This is a genomic window from Paraburkholderia piptadeniae, assembly GCF_900007165.1.
Lineage (GTDB): Bacteria > Pseudomonadota > Gammaproteobacteria > Burkholderiales > Burkholderiaceae > Paraburkholderia > Paraburkholderia piptadeniae.
This window is the reverse complement of sequence record NZ_CYGY02000042.1, coordinates 57,145-76,639: the sequence shown is the minus strand read 5'-3', so window position 1 is coordinate 76,639 and position 19,495 is coordinate 57,145. Positions and strand designations below refer to the sequence as shown.

Below are 19,495 nucleotides of genomic sequence, written 5' to 3'. Positions count from 1 at the left end.
CCGCCTCGGCGCACGCGCCGCTAGCGGCCACGCATCGTCAAGACGCGAAAGGAAGCGGGCATGAACGGAATCGACTCGGCGGTGGCAACGCTGCTGGCTAGCCGCATCGACAGCCTCCTTTCCGTCGGCGCGCGCGCCGGTGCGACGGCATCGCAGGCGGACGCGGCGCTCAACGTCAAAACACCTCCTACGCCCGTTGCGGCCACGCCCGCGCCTTTGCCCGCTTCCGCGCAGACGGCATTGTCCGCCGTCGCGATGACGCTCGACGCGATCACGCGCTCGGGCGGCGAGGCGACGCCCGCGCTCGTCGGGCAGTTGCCCGTGTGGCCCGCAGCGCCCGCTATCGATGTCGCGCCATTGCCGTTGTTCGATGCGGGTACGGGTGCATCGGGTGCATCGGGCGCTTCTGCTGCGGCGAACGCGGCGGGCAATGCAGCGGCATCGCAAGGCGCGAACGGCGCGAACGGCGCGACGGGCGCGAATGCGGCGCAGGGATCGAACGCGGCATCGAATGTCGTCGCGGCGCCCGTTCCCGTCGCCGAACTCGCGGCGGCGCTCAGGCGAACTGTCGACGAAAGCGGGCTCTTCTACGAATCGCATCTCGCGCAGTGGCTCTCGGGACAAAGGCCCGTCGAATCGCTCGCCGCCGAGCCGCAGAATCATCTCGCCGACATGGCGTCGCAATTGCCGCTCGACTGGAGCCACGACGCCGACGACCCACTGTCGTGGACGCAAGGCCGTCCGTCGAGCGGCGCGGGTTCGGGCGCGGCGGCTTCGGCGAATTTCGCTGCGCGCGGCGCGCCCGACGGTCCGCATGCGCAGCCGGCGCGCTTCACGACGTTCGACATGGCGACGCACGACATCATCGACATGACGGACGAGCACACGGCGCCGCATCCTGCCTCGGCCAACGCAGCGGGCATCGACGACACCAACGGGCGTCAGCCGCAGTCGATGGCGGCGGCGCTGCATCCCGCGACGATTCCGCTCGTGCGCCAGCAGCTCGATCTGCTCGCGACGGGACAGTTCCGCTGGACGGGCGAGGCATGGCCCGGCGCGCGGCTCGACTGGACGATCGAGCAGGAAGGCGACGAATGGCGGCGCGGCGGCAGCGGCGCTTTTTCTGCCGACGACGAGTATCCGTGGCGCACGCGGCTCACGCTGTCGCTGCCGACGCTCGGCACCGTCGACGCCGAACTCACGCTCACGGGCACGCGGCTCGTCGCGCGCGTGCTCGCGAGCCCGGGCGGCGCGGCGCGTCTGTCGGCGCAGGGCGACGCGTTCCGGCAGCGGCTTGCGCAGGCGGGCATCGAGCTGAGCGGGCTGTCGATTCGCGAGATCGGCGGGAATGCGCCGGCGGGCGGCGCGGCTGCGGCGGCCGCTGCGGCATCGGCGTATGCGAACTCGACGGATGCGCGCTCGACGGATGCGTCGGCGGGCAAGCCGCATTCGCACGACGCCGCCGGCGACAACTTCGACTGGGACGTGCAATGAGCCGCACCCATCGCAAGAGCGCGGCGGCGCTGGTCTACGATTCGCACGGTCACGACGAGTCGCCGCGCGTGGTCGCGAAGGGCTACGGGCTCGTCGCCGACATGATCGTGCAGCGCGCGAAGGAAGCGGGCCTGTACGTGCACGAAGCACCGGAGATGGTGTCGCTGCTGATGCAGGTCGATCTCGACTCGCGCATTCCGCCGCAGCTGTATCAGGCCGTCGCGGAACTGCTGGCGTGGCTGCATCGGCTGGAAAGCGGCGCCGCCGACGATGCGCCGTCCACCGAGCTCATCGTTTCCACGTCGCCACCATCGCAAGCGGCGCAATAGCCGCCAAAGAAAACAGCGGCACGACACGCCTCAGTGCCGCATCATCAGCGCAAGCAGCGCCCGCACGCGCTTGCCGTACGGCGGCGCGATCAATCCGCGCGCATTGAAGCGCGCCTGTGTGAAAACCGGCTTCATCTTCGAGAACGTGACGAAGCCCTCATATCCGTGATACGCGCCCATGCCGCTCGCGCCGACGCCGCCGAATGGCAGGCTCTCGCACGCGAGGTGCATCAGTGTCTCGTTGACGCACATGCCGCCCGCGATCGTCTCGCGCGTGACGCGCGCGATCGCGGCCTTGTCCTCTTCGTACAGGTACAGCGACAGCGGACGCGGCCGTGCGTTGACATAGCGAATCGCATCGTCGATCGAATCGTACGGAACGACGGGCAGCAGCGGTCCGAAAATCTCTTCCTGCATCAGCGTGGACGCGTCGGGTGCCTGAGTCACGGCGACGAGCGGAAAGCGGCGCGTGCTCGCATCGGCCATTGAATCGGTGAGCGCGTGCAGTTGCGCGCCCTGTTCGCGCGCTTCGTCGGCGAGACGTTGCAGCCGCGCGAAATGGCGCGGCGAAATGATCGACGTGTAATCGCGGTTGTGCGTGAAATCCGGATACAGGCGTGCCATGCGCACGCGCGCACGTTCGATGAACGCCTGCTCTTTGCCGCGCGGCACGAGCACGTAGTCCGGCGCGATGCAGGTCTGCCCGGCGTTGAGCGTCTTGCCCGCGATGATGCTGTCGACAGCATGGTCGAAGCGCGCGTTCGGCCCGACGATCGCGGGCGACTTGCCGCCGAGTTCCAGCGTCACGGGCGTCAGATGCCCGGCGGCGGCGCGCATCACGTCATGGCCGACCTTCGTCGAGCCGGTGAACAGCAGATGATCGAACGGCTGCGCACTGAACGCGGCGGCGAGCGTTGCATCGCCATTGACGACGGCGATGTGATCGCGCGCGAAGGTCTGCGCGATCAGCTGTTCGAAGAGCATCGATGTACGCGGCGTCAGCTCCGACATCTTGACGATCGCGCGGTTGCCCGCCGTGAGCGCGCTGATCAGCGGACCGGCCGCGAGCAGCACCGGATAGTTCCACGGCACGATGATGCCGACCACGCCGAGCGGCTGCGGCACGATCTTCGCGCGCGCGGGCAACAGCCATTTGTTAGTCGCACGCGGTTGCGCTGTCATCCAGCGCCTGCCGTGACGCAGCGCGCCGTCGACTTCCTCTTTCACGAGCAGAAACTCGGCCAGCAGGATTTCTTCCTTCGCGCGATTGCCGAAATCCGCGTGCATCGCATCCGCGAGCGCATCGCGATTGTCGAGCAGCACATCGCGTAATGCCTTCAGATGCGCGGCGCGCTGATCCCATGACGGATACGGCGCGCGCAGATACGCAGCCCGTTGTTCGCGCAGCAGGCCTTCCAGTGCTGCGATTTCCGGCAGGTCGTTTTTCATCGTTCGTCTCTCTCTCTATTGTTTTGTGTTGCGCGTCGTGCCGCGCGCAGTCAACCCGCGAAAGCGCGATCGACGATCACCGCATGATCGAACGCGGACGGCAGCGTGCCATACACGCGACCGCTCTCGCCGCAGCCTTCGCCGAGCCGCGTCGCGATGAAGGCATCGGCGACGAACGACGGCGCATGTTGCGCGAGCAACACCGCCTGCGCGATTAGCACGATCTGCTGCGCGATGCGGCGCGCGGACGCCTCGCGCGCTTCGGGCGTCAATGTCAGCGCGTTCATCAGCCGTTCGAGTGCCGCCTTCAGCGCCGGATGCGCATGCGCTTCTTTGCGCCACGCGGCCAGCAACGCCTGCGCCGCATCGGGCTCGCGTTCCATCGCGCGCAGCACGTCGAGACACATCACGTTGCCCGAGCCTTCCCAGATCGAATTCACAGGCGCCTCGCGATAGAAGCGCGCCATCGGTCCTTCTTCGACGTAGCCGTTGCCGCCCCATACCTCCATCGCTTCACCCGTGAATTCGAGCGTGCGCTTGCAGACCCAGTATTTTGCGGCGGGCGTCACGAGCCGCCGCCACGCGCGTTCTTCCGGCGCGTTCGCCGTGTCTTCGAATGTGCGCGCGAGGCGCATGAACAGCACCGTCGCCGCCTCCGATTCGAGCGAAAGATCGGCGAGCACGTTGCGCATCAGAGGCTGATCGACGAGATGCTTGCCGAACGCGCTGCGATGGCGCGTGTGATGGATCGCCTGCACGAGCGCGGCACGCATCAGCCCTGCACTCCCGATCACGCAGTCGAGCCGCGTGTAGTTCGCCATTTCGATGATGGTCGGCACGCCGCGTCCTTCGTCGCCGATCATGAGGCCAAAGGCATCGAAGAACTCGACTTCGCTGCTCGCATTCGAGCGATTGCCGAGCTTGTCCTTCAGACGCTGGATGCGCACCGCGTTCTTGCTGCCATCGGGTGCGAAGCGCGGCACGAAGAAGCACGAGAGGCCTTCGTGATCGCCGGTGCGCGCGAGCACGAGATGGGCATCGCACTGCGGCGCTGAGAAAAACCATTTGTGGCCGACGAGCCGATATGCCGCGCCGCGTCCGCCGCCGTTCGCCGCGAAGGCTTGCGTCTGGTTGCTGCGCACATCCGATCCGCCTTGCTTTTCGGTCATGCCCATGCCGACCATCATCGAGGTCTTCTGATCGAGCGGCACGTCGCGCGCATCGTGTTCGCGCGAATAGAGCTTGTCGCGCAGCGTGTCGAACAGCGCGGGCTCGCGTTGCAATACGGGGATGCTCGCGAAGGTCATCGTCAGCGGACAGAGCGAGCCGGATTCCAGTTGCGCGTGCAGGAAATAGCCCGCGCAGCGCGCGACCATCGCGCCTTGTTGCGGATCGGAAAACGGCAATGCGTGCAGTCCCTCGCGACGCAACAGGCCGAGCAGCGTGTGCCACGCGGGATGAAACTCGAGCGCATCGATGCGTTCGCCACGCGGGTTGAAGGTCGCGAGTTCGGGTGTGTGGCGGTTCGCGAGGTCGGCGAGCGCAAGCACATCGGGTGTCGTCAGTGCGGCGCCGTCGCGCGCGAGCGCATCGCGATGCCACGCCGCGCCTTCGCGATCGACGGCGGCGGCGAGCGCGGCATCGCTCGAAAACAGGTTGTAGTTCGCGAGCGGCGGGACCTGATTGGTCACGTCGTGTGTCTTGCCGGGGCCGAACCGTTCCATCGCATGTCTCCGTTTGACGGACGCGCGCCGTTCATTTTTCGAGGCGCTGTTTGATTCGAGCGCGCAAGCCATGCGTACTGACGGCGGCGCGCGAAAGACCTTGTTTGAACGATGCCCGAGCGCGCGGCATCGCGCGAACGGAAGCTTTCATCATAGGGGGCCGATGCGCGTTACGTTTAGAGGGATCGCTCTGTCATCGATGCGGCAAGAACGGCCCTTGCTACCTACAAGGCGCAGTCGACAAACGTAGACAAGTGTGCATGCGACAGATGCCGCGGGCAACGCCGCGCGTGTGAGCAGAGGGGGAGCGGATGCAATACGACTACGTCATCGTCGGCGCGGGCTCGGGCGGCTGTTCGCTCGCGGGCCGTCTCGCGGAGCGGTGTCCCGATGCGACGATCGCGCTCATCGCGTCGCCGAAGCGGGCGGCTTTCTGAAGAGCCGGCCGACGCTCGACCGGCCCGATCTGCAACTGCACTTCTGCACGGCGCTCGTCGACGATCACAACCGCCACATGCACTGGGGACACGGCTATTCGCTACATGTCTGAGTGCTGCGTCCGCATAGCCGCGGCTCGGTCACGCTCGCGAGCAGCGATGCGCGTGTTGCACCCGTCATCGATCCGGCATTTCTCAGCGATCCGCGCGATCTCGATCGGCGGCGACGAACGCGCCGTCGTCGATACGCAGTTGCGCGTGCGCGGCGTGACAGGCTTGCGCGTGGTCGACGCCTCGGTGATGCCGACGCTGATCGGCGGCAACACGAATGCGCCCACGGTGATGATCGGAGAGCGTGCCGCCGATTTCATCGCGGCCACGCGCGGCGAGAGCGCGTCGTCCGTAATCGCGGATGAACCCGCTGACGTGGCAGCTAAATAGGATTAGTCCGATAAAGTTCGAAATTCACTCATCGCTTCATTTCTGAGATTTTCCCGCTCCTATAATCGCGCCCCAATGAAGCGCGTGTGGGCGCGCGCTCGAAATTCAGGGAAACGAAGCGATGAGTGTCAATGTGATTGAACTGATCCGGTCGACGTTGCCGGAAGCGGTGGTTCGGCAACTGTCGAACTGCCTCGGGTTGCCGCCGGAGGCGACGGCGAAAGTCGTGGACGCGGCCTCGCCGGCGCTCGTTGCGGGTCTCCTGAACCGGTGCGCGACGCTCGACGGCGCGCGTGCGCTGTTCGCGACGATTCTCGGCCAGGAAGTCAATGCGGATATCGGCGAACAGTTGCCGCGCATCTTCGCGAGCACGACGGGCGTCACGCAGTTGTCGTCGACGGGGCGCCAGTTGCTCGAGCATACGTTCGAGCGCCGCATCGACGGTCTGAGCGATACCGTATCAATGCAAACGGGCGTGCCCGCTCACGCGACGCACGCGGTGACGGGCATTGCGGGCAGCATCCTGATGGGCGTGCTGAAGCGTCACCTTCTCGCTCATCAGGGCAATATCGGTCAGTTGCCGACGCTGCTCGGCCAGCAGTTGCCGGTCATCGCGCCGCATCTTAACGACAGTCTGACGACGGTGCTCGGGCTGGGCGGCGCGTCCGCGTTCGTGAACGCCGTCGGCTTGCATGTGCGCGCGGTTTCGGCGCATTTCGAGCGTCCGGCTGCGGCACCTGCGTCGGCTCGCGATCCTGCCGAACCGGCGCCGTCCGCATCGGCGGCGGCTGCCGCGCCGGCGGCGCAGACGGTGCGCGAAGTGCGCTACGCCGGCCCGAAGGCGAAGCACTGGTTCGGCGCGGCGGCCTTGTCGGCGCTGCTCGGCGCGGTTGCCGCAATGCTGATGTGGGTCGCGCTGGCTTACTGCCCGTCGGCGGTGAATTTGGTTGGCCGCAATGCCGTCGCAGCCACGGCTCCGACGATCAAGGCTAGTCCTCCCGCCGACGCGCCGGATGCCGCAGTTCTGTCCACATCGGAAGCGCGGCCGGATGACGCGGCGAGCGCGACGGGCAAGATCGAGCCGCAAGCATCAGCGACCGCGAAGGATGCGCGACTGATCGTCGCCGTCGACAAGCACGGCAAGCCTGCGATTACGGCAACCGTGCAGAACGTCGCGGAAAAATCCGTGCTGCTGAATGCGCTGACGGCGAAATTCGGCGCGGGCAACTTCAACGCCGATGTCACCGTCGACGACAACACGAAGGCCGCCGACTGGCTAGCGCACATCGACGCGCTGTTGCCGCTGATGCAGACGCCGGGCGCCGGGATGAAAATCGGCGGCACGCGCGTCGAGCTGAGCGGCGCCGCCGCCGATGCGAAGGCCGGCTGGCCGGACCGCCTGAACGCGCGATTGGGCGCGACGTATCAGGTGAGCGCGTTCGATGCCATGCGCGCTACGGCAAACGAGACGCACGACGTACGGACGCAAGGCGCGCAAACACAGGTCGCGAAAGCTCAGGCCACGCGGACACAGGCAGCGAAAGCCCAGGCCCACGCACAATAAGCGCCCCGCGCCCGCAAGCAAAACAGCATGCCGCCCGTCGCTGATCGGACGGCATTTTTCATTTCAGCGTCGATTTCGGCCGATCCGGCGACGCTTCGGGCACGTCGAACGTCGGTGTGTGGGTGAAGTTGTCGGTGGTCAGTCCCGGGAGCGTTTCGCGCGCGACTTCGAGCCACGCGCGCGCCGCGTGCGACAGATAGCCGTTGCGCCGCCAGCCGATCGCCATTTCCCACGGAATCTCCGGCTCGACGACGGGCAGGCAGGTGAACTGCGCGGCGTCGAGCCGCCGGCAATACGGCGCGGGCAGCAGCGCAATGCCGACGCCTGCCAGCACCAGCGCCGCCATGAAATCCCAATGCCCGCTGCGTCCGACGATGGTCGGCGCGAAACCCGCCGTCCGGCATGCAGTGAGCACGACGTCGTTCAGCGCGAGGCTCTCGCCGTAGAACACGAACGGCTCGTTCGCGAGATCGGCGAGCGGCACTTCATGCAGCGCGTCCCAGCGCGAGCTCCGGCGCGCGACCAGCCACAGCACCTGGCGCGTCATCGGCAGCACGTCGATCATCTCCGGGTCGACGGGCTGCAGGACGCCGCCCAGTTCGAGCTCGCCGGAAATCAGCGCGGCCTCGATCGCCTTCGAGCCCTGCTCGAACAGCTTCAGCTCGACTTTCGGATAGCGCTGCCGGAACGCGGCGATGGCGGGTGTGAAGAGCGAGCCGCCCATCGGCGGAATGCCGATCGTCAGTTCGCCGCGCCCGAGCGTGCCGAGATCGTTCAGTTCGGCCTGCAACTGCGCGTAAGCGGCGAGCACGTCCTGGCCGCGCTGATAGACGATCCGCCCGGCGTCCGTCAGCACCATCTGCCGGCCGTCGCGCAGCAGCAGCGGCGAGCCGATCTCGTCTTCCAGCGACTTCACCATCTTGCTGATAGTCGGCTGCGTGACGAACATCTGCTCGGCCGCGACGGTGAAGCTTTGCTGCCGGACGACCTCGACGAAATAACGCAGCGCGCGCAGTTCCATGATCGTAGCCCTCGTAACTCTGGAATTCCAATTCGGAATGGAGCAAATAATTCTAAGTCATTTTATTTATGTTGCGTTGCAACCTATACTGAATTCCATCGAAAAGTCACCTAGGGTTTGCCATGATCTTGCCGCTCATCGCTCGTATTGCCGCTTCCGTTCGCGTCGACGCGACGTCGCCGCTCGCGAGGATCAGCCGGATCGCCGTGCAGAGCGCCGCGATCGCGGGCGTCTGGTTCGCCGCCGATTTCGTCGTGCGACGCTACGGCTTGCCCGTTCCGGGCGGCGTCGTGGGGCTAGTCGCGTTGCTCGCGCTGCTGTTCTGCGGCGGCGTCGCGCCGCGCTGGGTCAAGGCAGGCGCCGACTGGCTGCTGTCCGACATGCTGCTGTTCTTCATCCCGGCAGCCGTCGCGGCCGTCCAGTACGGCGGCCTGTTCCGCGAAGACGGCTGGCGTCTCGCGCTCGTGGTGGTCGCGGGTACGTTGATGGTGATGGTGGCCGTCGCCTTCGCCGTCGACCAGGCCGCGCGCCTCGAACGCCGCCTCGCGCTGCGCCGTGTGATGGTCCAACGGGTCCAACGCGGCGAGCGCGGCCTCGACCGTCGAAGCTTCCGCTAATTCCTGTTGCGAGTCACGCCATCATGAGCGCCCTCTACACGTCCCTTTTCGCCGACGACGCGTCCCGGCTCATCGCCGCGGGCTGCTTCGTGCTGACGGTGGTGCTCTATTTCGCGTCGAAGGCGCTGTATGCGCGCTTCAAGTCGCCGTGGCTGACGCCGCTCGTCGCGGTGCCGGCCGTGCTCGCCGCGATCGTCCTGGTCACGCGGATTCCGTATGCCGTCTACTTCGAGGACACGCGCTGGCTGATGTGGCTGCTCGGCCCGGCCACCGTCGCGTTCGCGGTGCCGATCTACGAGTATCGCGAGCTGCTCAGGCGTCACTGGATTTCGCTCACCGTCGGCGTGACGGTCGGCATCGTGGTCGCGGTGGGCGGATCGCTCGCGCTGTCGAAGCTGCTGCACCTGTCGCCGGAACTGCAGCGCAGCCTGATGACGCGCTCCGTCTCGACGCCGTTCGCGCTCGCCGTCTCCGACAAGATCCACGCGCCGAAAGACCTGACCGCGTTGTTCGTGATCGCGACGGGCGTCTGCGGGATGCTGTTCGGCGAGATCGTGCTCGCGCTGGTGCCGCTGCGCACGAGGCTCGCGCGCGGCGCGCTGTTCGGCGCGGCGGCGCATGGCGTCGGCACGGCGAAGGCGCGCGAGCTGGGCAGCGAAGAGGGCGTCGTCGCCAGCCTGACGATGATGATCGCCGGCGTCGTGATGGTGCTGCTCGCGCCGCTTTTCAGCTTGCTGCCGCTATGACGCGCAGCGCTCGCGCGACCAAATCGGGATAAAAAGCGGCGCGTCGGCTTTATGATCGACGCACCGTCCTTTCCCGGTTTCCGGTCCACGCGATGCTGCCCATCTCCGTCATCATTCCCTGCTACAACGCCGAGAAGACGCTCGCCCGCACGCTCGCGAGCTGCGTCGTGCAGCCCGAGGCGGCGCAGATCGTCGTGGTCGACGACGGCTCGCGGGACGCCTCCGCCGAGGTCGTCGCGCACTACGCGCGACAACATCCGCGTGTCGAGCTGCTGCGCATGCCGGACAACGGCGGCGCGGCTCGCGCGCGAAACTGGGGCGCGATGCATGCGCTTCATCCGCTGCTGGGCTTCATCGATGCCGACGACGAGTACATGCCCGGCGCGCTGGCGAGCGCCGCCGCTTTCATGGCGGAGCATCCGCATCAGCCGTCGATCCGGCTCGACGTCGAATTCTGCGGCTTTCCCGCCAACATCACCGGGCATCCGCAATTCGAAAGCTACGCGGCCGTCCTGAGCAACACGGTGCCGAGCAGTCTCGTGATTCGCCGTTCCGTCTATGCGGCGTTCGGCGGGTTTCCGCTCGATGACGTGTTCCGGCGCCACGGCGGCGAAGACGGCGCGTTTTCGCTGGCGCTGCTGAACATCTTCGGCAATCCGCGCCTCGACGACTGCAAGCGCGTGCGCATGCACTATCACCCGAACATCCACGCCGAGCGCTATTTCCGCATTTCGATGGGCATGCTCGCCGCGCCGGACGAACTGATCGCCGCGACCCGCGACGCTTCGTGGCGCTTCGTGCACCGCGCCTACGCAGCGGTCAAGGAATTGCGCGACGCCGATCTGGCGCCGCAACTGACGCCGCCGCCCACCGATGCAGCGCCGGCAGGTCAATCGGCATAGGCCGAAGGACCACCGCAAGCCATCTCGTTTTGCTACAATCGCCGTTCGTCTTCGAGGAGCGTTGCGACGGGTTCCGCCCGCCAGGCTCGAAGGCTTTCAATCGGAAGGATTGGACGCGCGCCGCGCTTACAAACCAACCGCATCGAACGGCGCTCACGTCACATTTCTAGTCTTTTTTAGAAAGGAGGGCGTGATGAACGCCGCAGTCTACGATTCGAAAAATTCCCAGGATTTTGTCGTTGCCGACCTGTCGCTTGCCGACTGGGGCCGCAAGGAACTCGACATCGCCGAAACGGAAATGCCCGGCCTCGTGCAGATCCGCGAAGAGTACAAGGCGCAGCAGCCGCTGAAGGGCGCGCGCGTCGCCGGCTCGCTGCACATGACCATCCAGACGGGCGTGCTGATCGAAACGCTGAAGGCGCTCGGCGCCGACGTCCGCTGGGCGTCGTGCAACATCTTCTCGACGCAGGACCACGCCGCTGCCGCGATCGCGAAGGGCGGCACGCCCGTGTTCGCGTTCAAGGGCGAATCGCTCGACGAATACTGGGAGTTCACGCACCGCATCTTCGAATGGCCGAACGGCGAATTCGCGAACATGATCCTCGATGACGGCGGCGACGCTACGCTGCTGCTGATTCTCGGCGCGAAGGCCGAGAAGGACCGCTCGGTGATCGCCAAGCCGACCAACGAGGAAGAAGTCGCGCTGTACAAGGCCATCGCGAAGCATCTCGACGCCGACCCAACGTGGTACTCGACGCGTCTCGCGCACATCAAGGGCGTCACGGAAGAAACGACGACGGGCGTGCATCGCCTGTATCAAATGGAGAAGGAAGGCCGTTTGCCGTTCCCGGCCATCAACGTGAACGATTCCGTCACGAAGTCGAAGTTCGACAACCTGTACGGCTGCCGCGAGTCGCTCGTGGACGGCATCAAGCGCGCGACGGACGTGATGATCGCGGGCAAGATCGCCGTGGTCGCGGGTTATGGCGACGTGGGCAAGGGCTGCGCGCAATCGCTGCGCGGCCTGGGCGCGACCGTGTGGGTCACGGAAATCGATCCGATCTGCGCGCTGCAAGCCGCGATGGAAGGCTATCGCGTCGTGACGATGGAATACGCCGCCGACAAGGCCGACATCTTCGTGACGGCAACGGGCAACTACCATGTGATCAATCACGATCACATGAAGGCGATGCGCCACAACGCGATCGTCTGCAACATCGGCCACTTCGATTCGGAAATCGACGTCGCGTCGACGCGCCAGTACAAGTGGGAAAACATCAAGCCGCAAGTCGACCACATCATCTTCCCGGACGGCAAGCGCGTGATCCTGCTGGCGGAAGGCCGCCTCGTGAACCTCGGCTGCGCCACGGGCCACCCGTCGTTCGTGATGTCGAACTCGTTCACGAACCAGACGCTCGCGCAGATCGAACTGTTCGTCGAAGGCGGCAAGTACGAAAACAAGGTCTACGTGCTGCCGAAGCAGCTGGACGAGAAGGTCGCGCGCCTGCACCTCGCGCGCATCGGCGCGAACCTGACCGAGCTGTCGGCCGAGCAGGCGAAGTACATCGGCGTCGACAAGAGCGGTCCGTTCAAGCCGAACCACTACCGTTACTGATCGGCAACCAGGCGGCATGACGGATGCAGCAGCGTGCCACGGCATGCAGCTGCATCGCGCGAAGCACGAAGCGGATGGCCGATGCGGCGTCACACATGGCCGCATAGGGCTGGACGTGGCCCACGCGATGGATCGCATGGGCCCGTGCTTCACGCATGCCCTGGCGTTCAACCCGGACTTCACGCCCGCAAGCGACGAGGAGCTGTAAATGACTGTATTGCTGACCTGGGTGATCAACGCGCTCGCGCTTCTGATCATCACTTACCTTGTGCCGTCGATCCACATCCGCAGTTTCGGCACTGCGTTGATCGTCGCGCTCGTGCTCGGGCTCATCAATGCCGTCTTGCGACCGGTGCTGATCCTGCTGACGCTGCCCGTCACGATACTCACGCTCGGGCTCTTCATACTGGTGGTGAACGCGCTGTGCTTCTGGCTGTGCGCGTCGCTGCTGAAGGGCTTCGAAGTGTCGGGTTTCTGGTCGGCGTTCTTCGGCTCGATCCTGTACAGCATCGTTTCGTGGCTGCTGTCCGCGCTCATCTTCGGCAACCGCAGCATCGGCTGACGGGACTGCCAACAGGACCATGAACCCCATAGAACTTTCATTCGAATTCTTCCCGCCGAAAACGCAGGAAGGACTCGACAAGCTGCGCGCCACGCGCGCGCAACTGTTGCCGCTCAAGCCCAAGTTCGTGTCAGTCACGTTCGGCGCCGGCGGCTCGACCCAGCAAGGCACGCTCGACACCGTTCTCGAAATGGCGAAGGACGGTGTCGACGCCGCGCCGCACCTGTCGTGCATCGGCTCGTCGAAGGAAAGCCTGCGAGCGATTCTCAACGAGTACCGCTCGCATGGCATCCGTCATATCGTCGCGCTGCGCGGCGATCTGCCGTCGGGCATGGGCGAAGTCGGCGAACTGCGCTATGCGTCGGAACTGGTGAGCTTCATTCGCGCCGAGTTCGGCGACTGGTTTCGCATCGAGGTCGCGGCGTATCCCGAGTACCACCCGCAATCGCGTTCGCCGCGTCACGATCTGGAAAACTTCGCGCGCAAGGTGAAGGCGGGCGCCAATTCGGCGATCACGCAGTACTTCTTCAACGCCGACGCGTATTTCCGCTTCGTCGACGATGCGCACAAGCTGGGCGTCGATGTGCCCATCGTGCCGGGCATCATGCCCATCACGAACTTCTCGCAGCTGATGCGCTTCTCCGAAATGTGCGGCGCGGAAGTGCCGCGCTGGGTCGCGAAGCGGCTGGAAAGCTTCGGCGACGACCGCGATGCGATCCGCGCGTTCGGTCTCGACGTGGTGACGGACCTGTGCCGCCGTCTCGTCGACGCCAAGGTGCCGGGCCTGCATTTCTATACGCTCAACGGCGCGGCGGCGACGAAAGCCATTTGTGGGCGGCTGGGCCTCTGATCTTTCGCATCTGATCTTTTATCGGCAGCAAAAATGGGCGGCGTGCGCGCAGGCGTGCGCCGCCCTTTTCATTTCACCCGTGCCGATTCACCTTGCTGTCACGAAAGCGGAGTGAAAACCCATATTGAATCGGAATATTGGCTGACTATGATCCAAAGGGCACTCGACCCAACTGCCTCGCGGAGAACAACATGCCAATGTCATCGACGCTGTCTGCAGTTCGCAAGTCCTGCCTGCCCATTTTGTCCGCCGTCGCGATTGCCGCGGCATGCGTCGCGCCCAGTCTGAGCGCCGCGGCGTCGCTGCCCGACAAGACGGTCGTGTTCTGTTCCGAAGGCAGTCCCGCCGGATTCGATACCGCGCAGTACACGACGAGCGTCGAGTTCAGCGCCGGTTCGTACACCGTCTATAACCGGCTCGTCGAGTTCGGTCACGGCAGCACCGACATCGAGCCCGGCCTCGCCGAAAAGTGGGACGTTTCCAGCGACGGCCTGCAATACACGTTTCATCTGCGCCATGGCGTGAAGTTCCACACGACGGCCTGGTTCAAGCCGACGCGCGACTTCAACGCCGACGACGTCGTCTTCACCTACACGCGGATGCTCGATCCGGAGCAGCCGTTCCACAAGGCGTACCCCGTGTCGTTCCCGTACTTCAACGACCTGGGCCTCGCGAAGAACATCAGCAAGATCGAGGCGCTCGACCCGTACACCGTCCGCTTCACGCTGAAGGAAGTGGATGCACCGTTCCTCCAGCAGCTTGCGATGCCGTTCGCATCGGTCCTGTCGGCCGAGTATGCGGATCAGTTGCTGAAAGCGGGCAAGGCGTCCGATATCAATCTGTTCCCGGTCGGCACGGGGCCGTTCATCTTCCGCAGCTACACGAAGGACGATTCGATCCGCTTCGACGGCAACCCGAACTACTGGAAGCCGGGCGTCGTGAAGGTGAGCAAGTTGATTTTCGCGATCACTGTCGACCCGTCCGTGCGTCTGCAAAAGCTCAAACGCAACGAATGCCAGGTGATGAGCTATCCGAAGCCCGCCGACATTCCGCAGATCCAGTCGGACTCGTCGCTCGCGCTGCCGCATCAGGTGGGCTTCAATCTGGGCTTCATCGCGTACAACACGACGAAAAAGCCGCTCGACAACGTGCTCGTGCGGCGCGCGCTCGATATGTCGGTCAACAAGAAGGCGATCATCGATTCCGTCTACCAGGGCGCGGGCCAGGCCGCGACGAATCCAATGCCGCCGACCCAATGGGGCTACGACAAGAACCTGAAAGACGCGCCGTACGACGTCGACAAGGCAAAAGCGCTGCTGAAGCAGGCGGGCTACCCCGATGGCTTCGATCTCACACTGTGGGCAATGCCCGTTTCGCGTCCGTACAACCCGAACGCGCGCCTGATGGCCGAAATGCTGCAAGCGGACTGGTCGAAGATCGGCGTGAAGACGAAGATCGTCACCTTCGAGTGGGGTGAGTACATTCGCCGCGCACACAGCGGCGAGCACGAAGCGATGCTGATCGGCTGGACGGGCGATTACGGCGACCCGGACAACTGGCTCGGCGTGCTGCTCGGCTGCGATGCCGTCAACGGCAGCAATTTTTCCAAATGGTGCTACAAACCTTTCGACGACCTGATCAAGCAGGCCCGCAGCACGACCGACATGGCGACGCGCACGAAGGACTACACGGAGGCCCAGGAGATCTTCAAGCAGGAGGTTCCTTTCACTCCCATTGCGCATTCGACGGTTTATCAGCCGCTGTCGAAGTCGATCACAGGCTTCAAAATCGACCCGTTTGGCCCGACGCAATTCTGGAACGTCGGCCTGAAGTAACGAATTTGCCGCTTCTTTACGCAAGTTCGCTCTAGTCCGGGATGGCTGCCGCGCGGCCCGCGGCAGTCCCCCGCACAGCTGTTTCCGATCGTCAACACAAGGAATTTCCTCCGCTTGTGGCCCCTGGCAAAGCTCAGTAATATCGCGCTACGCTGGTTTTTGCCGGCGCTGAACCTGGAGGAAACATGAAGCAAAACAAACTGTTGCGCGCGGCTCGGCTCACGATGCTGGTCGCGACGGCAGCGGCATCGATGGCGGGAGCCCAACTGGCGAACGCCGCCGATCTTCCGAACAAGACCCTCATCTACTGCTCCGAAGGCAGTCCAGCGGGCTTTGATCCGGCGCAGTACACCACGGGCGTGGATTTCACGGCCAACACGTTTACCGTCTACAACCGCCTCGTCGAATTCGAGCGCGGCGGCACGAAGGTCGAGCCGGGCCTTGCGGAGAAGTGGGACGTTTCGCCCGACGGCAAGACGTACACGTTCCATCTGCGCCACGGCGTCAAATTCCACACGACTTCCTGGTTCAAACCGACGCGCGAATTCAATGCGGATGACGTCGTGTTCACGTTCCAGCGCATGCTGGACCCGAACCAGCCGTTCCGCAAAGCCTACCCGGTGCAGTTCCCGTACTTCACCGACATGGGCCTCGACAAGCTGATCGAGAAGGTCGAGAAGGTCGACCCGTACACCGTCCGCTTCACGCTGAAGGAAGTCAACGCGCCGTTCATCCAGAACCTGGCGATGGAATACGCATCGATCCTGTCTGCTGAATATGCGGATTCGCTGATGAAGGAAGGCAAGGCCGCCGACATCAACCAGAAGCCGGTCGGCACGGGCCCGTTCATTTTCCGCAGCTACACGAAGGACGCGACGATCCGTTACGACGGCAATCCGGACTACTGGAAGCCGAACACGGTCAAGCTGTCGAAGCTGATCTTCTCGATCACGCCTGATCCGGGCGTGCGCGTGCAGAAGCTCAAGCGCGACGAATGCCAGGTGATGAGCTACCCGCGCCCCGCCGACATCGCGCCGCTGAAGGCCGATTCGAACATCGACATGCCGTCGCAGCCGGGCTTCAATCTCGGCTATCTGGCGTACAACGTGAGCCACAAGCCCGTCGACAAGCTCGAAGTGCGCGAGGCGCTCGACATGGCGATCAACAAGAAGGCGATCATCGACTCCGTCTACCAGGGCGCAGGCCAGGCCGCGACGAACCCGATGCCGCCCACTCAGTGGTCGTACGACAAGAGCCTGAAGATGCCGGCTTACGATCCGGAGAAGGCGAAGGCGCTGCTCTCGAAGGCAGGCTTCCCGAACGGCTTCGACATCACGCTGTGGGCGATGCCCGTGCAGCGCGCGTACAACCCGAACGGCCGCCTGATGGCGGAAATGATCCAGGCCGACTGGGCGAAGATCGGCGTGAAGGCGAAGATCGTCACGTACGAATGGGGTGAGTACATCAAGCGCGCGCACGCGGGCGAAGACGACACGATGCTGATCGGCTGGACGGGCGACAACGGCGACCCGGACAACTGGCTCGGCACGCTGCTCGGCTGCGACGCGGTGAACGGCAACAACTTCTCGAAGTGGTGCTACAAGCCTTTTGACGAACTCGTGCAGAAGGGCCGCGAAACGACGGGCCAGGAAGCGCGCACGAAGTTCTACACGCAGGCTCAGCAGATCTTCGCGCAGCAGTTGCCGTTCTCGCCGATCGCTCACTCGACGGTGTATCAGCCTGTCAGCAAGAAGGTCGTCGATATGCGTATCGAGCCGCTGGGCTACGCGCGCTTCGACGGCGTGACGATGAAGTAAATCTCGCGATGCGGCGGGCTTCGTTGCCCGCTGCGTCCCAGACGCAGTACGCTTTTCGTTCGGTTAGAAGACTGGTCGAAATGGTCCGGCGACCGGGGTCACGAGCCCTCGTCGCCGGTTGCGTTTTTTCTCACCAAGACCATAGGGACGAACCATGTTCCGATTCGTTTTGCGCCGCATCGGGATGGTCATACCGACTTTCATCGGTATCACGATCCTCGCATTCGCGCTCATCCACCTGATCCCGGGCGATCCCATCGAAGTGATGATGGGCGAGCGCGGCGTCGATCCGGCCATGCACGCAGCCGCGATGCATCGCCTCGGACTCGACGAGCCGCTGCCCATCCAGTACCTCCATTACGTCGGTCACGCGCTGCAGGGGAACCTCGGCATATCGGTCATCACCAATACGAGCGTGATGGACGAGTTCCTTGCGCGCTTTCCCGCCACCGTCGAGCTGTCGTTCTGCGCGATGCTGTTCGCGCTGATCGTCGGGCTGCCGGCGGGCGTGTTCGCGGCGCTGCGGCGCGGCACCGTCGTCGATCACGGCGTGATGGGCACGGCGCTCACCGGCTATTCGATGCCGATCTTCTGGTGGGGCTTGATCCTCATCATGATGTTCTCGTCGAAGCTTGGCTGGACGCCTGTGTCGGGCCGCATCGCGGTCGAATACGACATCCCGCACGTGACCGGCTTCCTGCTGATCGACTCACTGCTGCCGGGCACCGACGAAGGCTCGTTCCGCTCGGCGCTTTCGCATCTGATCCTGCCCGCGATCGTGCTCGGCACGATTCCGCTTGCGGTGGTCGCGCGGATGACGCGTTCGTCGATGCTCGAAGTGCTGCGCGAGGACTACATCCGCACGGCGCGCGCGAAGGGCCTGTCGCCGGCGCGCGTGATCGTCGTGCATGCGCTGCGCAACGCGCTGATTCCCGTCGTGACGGTGATCGGTCTGCAGGTCGGCACGCTGCTTGCAGGCGCGGTGCTGACGGAGACCTTGTTCTCGTGGCCGGGCATCGGTAAGTGGCTGATCGATGCGATCGGCCGGCGCGATTATCCTGTCGTGCAGGGCGGTATCCTGATGATCGCAACGCTTGTGATCGTCGTGAACCTCGTCGTCGATTTGCTGTACGGCGTGTTGAACCCGCGCATTCGCCATACGAGGTAAAAAGCCGTGGCAGATATCCAAAACACCGTCCCCCAGGCAGTCACGCCGCCCAGCGGCCGTGCAATTGCCGCCCGTGAATTCTGGACCAACTTTTCGCGCAACCGCGGCGCCGTCAGTGCGGGCATCATCGTGCTGGTGCTGATCTTCGTCGCGGTCTTCGCGCCGTTGATCGCGCCGCACAGCCCGATCGAGCAGTACCGCGATTCCGTGAAGATTCCGCCCGCATGGCTCGACGGCGGCAACTGGAAGTTCATTCTCGGCACCGACGAAGCGGGCCGCGACATTCTTTCGCGTCTGATGTACGGCGCGCGCCTGTCGTTCTGGATCGGCTTCGTGTCGGTGATGCTCGCGCTGATCCCCGGCATCGTGCTCGGCCTGGTCGCCGCGTTCTTCGAGAAGTGGGCCGACACGCCCATCATGCGCATCATGGACGTGCTGCTCGCGTTGCCGTCGCTGCTGCTCGCGGTGGCCGTCGTTGCCATCATCGGTCCGGGCCTGACGAACACGATGCTTGCCATCGCAATCGTCGCGCTGCCGGGCTATGTGCGTCTCACGCGCGCATCGGCGCTCGGCGAACTGCACAAGGAGTACGTGATGGCTTCGCGCGTCGCGGGTGCGGGCACGCTGCGCCTGATGTTCTCGCAGGTGTTGCCGAACTGCACGGCGCCGCTGATCGTGCAGGCCACGCTCGGCTTTTCGTCGGCGATTCTCGATGCCGCCGCGCTCGGCTTCCTCGGCCTCGGCGTGCAGCCGCCGTCGGCGGAGTGGGGCGCGATGCTCGCGTCCGCACGCGACTACATCGACAGCGCATGGTGGATCGTCACCATGCCCGGTCTCGCCATCCTGATCTCAGTGCTCGCGATCAACCTGCTCGGCGACGGGCTGCGCGACGCACTCGATCCGAAACTCAAACGGTTGGCCTGA

The 19,495-nt window shown here is 64.7% G+C and carries 20 protein-coding genes, 1 pseudogene and 1 riboswitch; of the genes and pseudogenes, 18 read left to right on the top strand and 3 right to left on the bottom strand.

Annotated elements, in window-relative coordinates:
- Nucleotides 1–60 precede the first annotated feature (60 nt).
- Nucleotides 61–1,494: a flagellar hook-length control protein FliK gene (gene fliK / locus BN2476_RS22010; protein WP_087736280.1), complete on the top strand. Its 1,434-nt coding sequence runs from the start codon at nt 61–63 to the stop codon at nt 1,492–1,494.
- The gene (locus tag BN2476_RS22005; protein ID WP_087736279.1) at nt 1,491–1,823 is read left to right on the top strand and encodes an EscU/YscU/HrcU family type III secretion system export apparatus switch protein; all 333 of its coding nucleotides are present in this window, start codon (nt 1,491–1,493) and stop codon (nt 1,821–1,823) included. The genes fliK and BN2476_RS22005 overlap by 4 nt, the downstream gene beginning before the upstream one ends.
- 30 nt (nt 1,824–1,853) lie before the next feature.
- Here the strand turns inward: BN2476_RS22005 and BN2476_RS22000 are convergent, their stop codons facing one another.
- Both BN2476_RS22000 and BN2476_RS21995 read right to left on the bottom strand, forming a co-directional pair.
- Nucleotides 1,854–3,272, bottom strand: a complete 1,419-nt coding sequence (locus BN2476_RS22000) for a coniferyl aldehyde dehydrogenase (RefSeq protein ID WP_087736278.1) — start codon at nt 3,270–3,272, stop codon at nt 1,854–1,856.
- A 50-nt stretch (nt 3,273–3,322) separates the two neighbouring features.
- Nucleotides 3,323–4,996 carry an isovaleryl-CoA dehydrogenase gene (locus BN2476_RS21995; protein WP_087736337.1) on the bottom strand — a complete coding sequence of 558 codons (1,674 nt, stop codon included), beginning with the start codon at nt 4,994–4,996 and terminating at the stop codon, nt 3,323–3,325.
- Nucleotides 4,997–5,307: 311 nt separating this feature from the next.
- Here BN2476_RS21995 and BN2476_RS49360 point away from each other — a divergent pair, with 311 nt between their 5' ends.
- From BN2476_RS49360 to BN2476_RS21985, 5 genes and pseudogenes are all read left to right on the top strand, one after another.
- A complete protein-coding gene (locus BN2476_RS49360) occupies nt 5,308–5,433 on the top strand; it encodes a hypothetical protein (protein WP_268957924.1) in 126 nt (41 codons plus the stop codon).
- The gene (locus tag BN2476_RS49730; protein ID WP_369122652.1) at nt 5,379–5,546 is read left to right on the top strand and encodes a hypothetical protein; all 168 of its coding nucleotides are present in this window, start codon (nt 5,379–5,381) and stop codon (nt 5,544–5,546) included. The genes BN2476_RS49360 and BN2476_RS49730 overlap by 55 nt, the downstream gene beginning before the upstream one ends.
- A pseudogene (locus BN2476_RS49725) lies at nt 5,547–5,702 on the top strand (GMC oxidoreductase); the annotation flags it as partial. It abuts the gene before it with no gap.
- The gene (locus tag BN2476_RS49720; protein WP_369122653.1) at nt 5,692–5,874 is read left to right on the top strand and encodes a GMC oxidoreductase; all 183 of its coding nucleotides are present in this window, start codon (nt 5,692–5,694) and stop codon (nt 5,872–5,874) included. The pseudogene BN2476_RS49725 and the gene BN2476_RS49720, both read left to right, overlap by 11 nt.
- Nucleotides 5,875–5,995: 121 nt before the next feature.
- Nucleotides 5,996–7,438, top strand: a complete 1,443-nt coding sequence (locus tag BN2476_RS21985; RefSeq protein ID WP_087736277.1) for a DUF937 domain-containing protein — start codon at nt 5,996–5,998, stop codon at nt 7,436–7,438.
- Nucleotides 7,439–7,496: 58 nt separating this feature from the next.
- Here BN2476_RS21985 and BN2476_RS21980 read toward each other — a convergent pair whose 3' ends face one another.
- Nucleotides 7,497–8,459, bottom strand: a complete 963-nt coding sequence (locus tag BN2476_RS21980; protein ID WP_087736276.1) for a LysR family transcriptional regulator — start codon at nt 8,457–8,459, stop codon at nt 7,497–7,499.
- 122 nt (nt 8,460–8,581) lie between these two features.
- Here BN2476_RS21980 and BN2476_RS21975 point away from each other — a divergent pair, with 122 nt between their 5' ends.
- From BN2476_RS21975 to BN2476_RS21925, 11 genes are all read left to right on the top strand, one after another.
- Complete coding sequence (locus tag BN2476_RS21975) at nt 8,582–9,076, top strand: CidA/LrgA family protein (protein WP_087736275.1); 495 nt, start codon at nt 8,582–8,584, stop codon at nt 9,074–9,076.
- Between the two features lie 23 nt (nt 9,077–9,099).
- Complete coding sequence (locus BN2476_RS21970; RefSeq protein WP_087736274.1) at nt 9,100–9,822, top strand: LrgB family protein; 723 nt, start codon at nt 9,100–9,102, stop codon at nt 9,820–9,822.
- Between the two features lie 92 nt (nt 9,823–9,914).
- Nucleotides 9,915–10,724, top strand: coding sequence for a glycosyltransferase family 2 protein (locus BN2476_RS21965; protein WP_087736273.1), 810 nt, complete (start codon nt 9,915–9,917; stop codon nt 10,722–10,724).
- 47 nt (nt 10,725–10,771) lie between these two features.
- Nucleotides 10,772–10,886, top strand: a riboswitch (S-adenosyl-L-homocysteine riboswitch).
- A gap of 31 nt (nt 10,887–10,917) precedes the next feature.
- Nucleotides 10,918–12,339, top strand: coding sequence for an adenosylhomocysteinase (gene ahcY / locus BN2476_RS21960; protein WP_087736272.1), 1,422 nt, complete (start codon nt 10,918–10,920; stop codon nt 12,337–12,339).
- 16 nt (nt 12,340–12,355) lie between these two features.
- Nucleotides 12,356–12,547 carry a hypothetical protein gene (locus tag BN2476_RS21955; RefSeq protein WP_087736271.1) on the top strand — a complete coding sequence of 64 codons (192 nt, stop codon included), beginning with the start codon at nt 12,356–12,358 and terminating at the stop codon, nt 12,545–12,547.
- On the top strand, nt 12,548–12,901 hold the full coding sequence (locus BN2476_RS21950; protein WP_087736270.1) for a phage holin family protein: 354 nt from the start codon (nt 12,548–12,550) through the stop codon (nt 12,899–12,901). It begins immediately after the preceding gene.
- A gap of 19 nt (nt 12,902–12,920) precedes the next feature.
- A complete protein-coding gene (metF, locus tag BN2476_RS21945; protein ID WP_087736269.1) occupies nt 12,921–13,751 on the top strand; it encodes a methylenetetrahydrofolate reductase [NAD(P)H] in 831 nt (276 codons plus the stop codon).
- 191 nt (nt 13,752–13,942) lie between these two features.
- The gene (locus BN2476_RS21940) at nt 13,943–15,586 is read left to right on the top strand and encodes an ABC transporter substrate-binding protein (protein WP_087736268.1); all 1,644 of its coding nucleotides are present in this window, start codon (nt 13,943–13,945) and stop codon (nt 15,584–15,586) included.
- 185 nt (nt 15,587–15,771) lie between these two features.
- On the top strand, nt 15,772–17,403 hold the full coding sequence (locus tag BN2476_RS21935; RefSeq protein WP_087736267.1) for an ABC transporter substrate-binding protein: 1,632 nt from the start codon (nt 15,772–15,774) through the stop codon (nt 17,401–17,403).
- A gap of 154 nt (nt 17,404–17,557) precedes the next feature.
- Nucleotides 17,558–18,571 (top strand): ABC transporter permease subunit, encoded by a 1,014-nt coding sequence (locus tag BN2476_RS21930; RefSeq protein WP_087736266.1) that lies wholly within the window; start codon nt 17,558–17,560, stop codon nt 18,569–18,571.
- Nucleotides 18,572–18,577: 6 nt separating this feature from the next.
- Entirely contained in the window at nt 18,578–19,495 is a 918-nt protein-coding gene (locus BN2476_RS21925; protein WP_087736265.1) for an ABC transporter permease subunit, read from the top strand.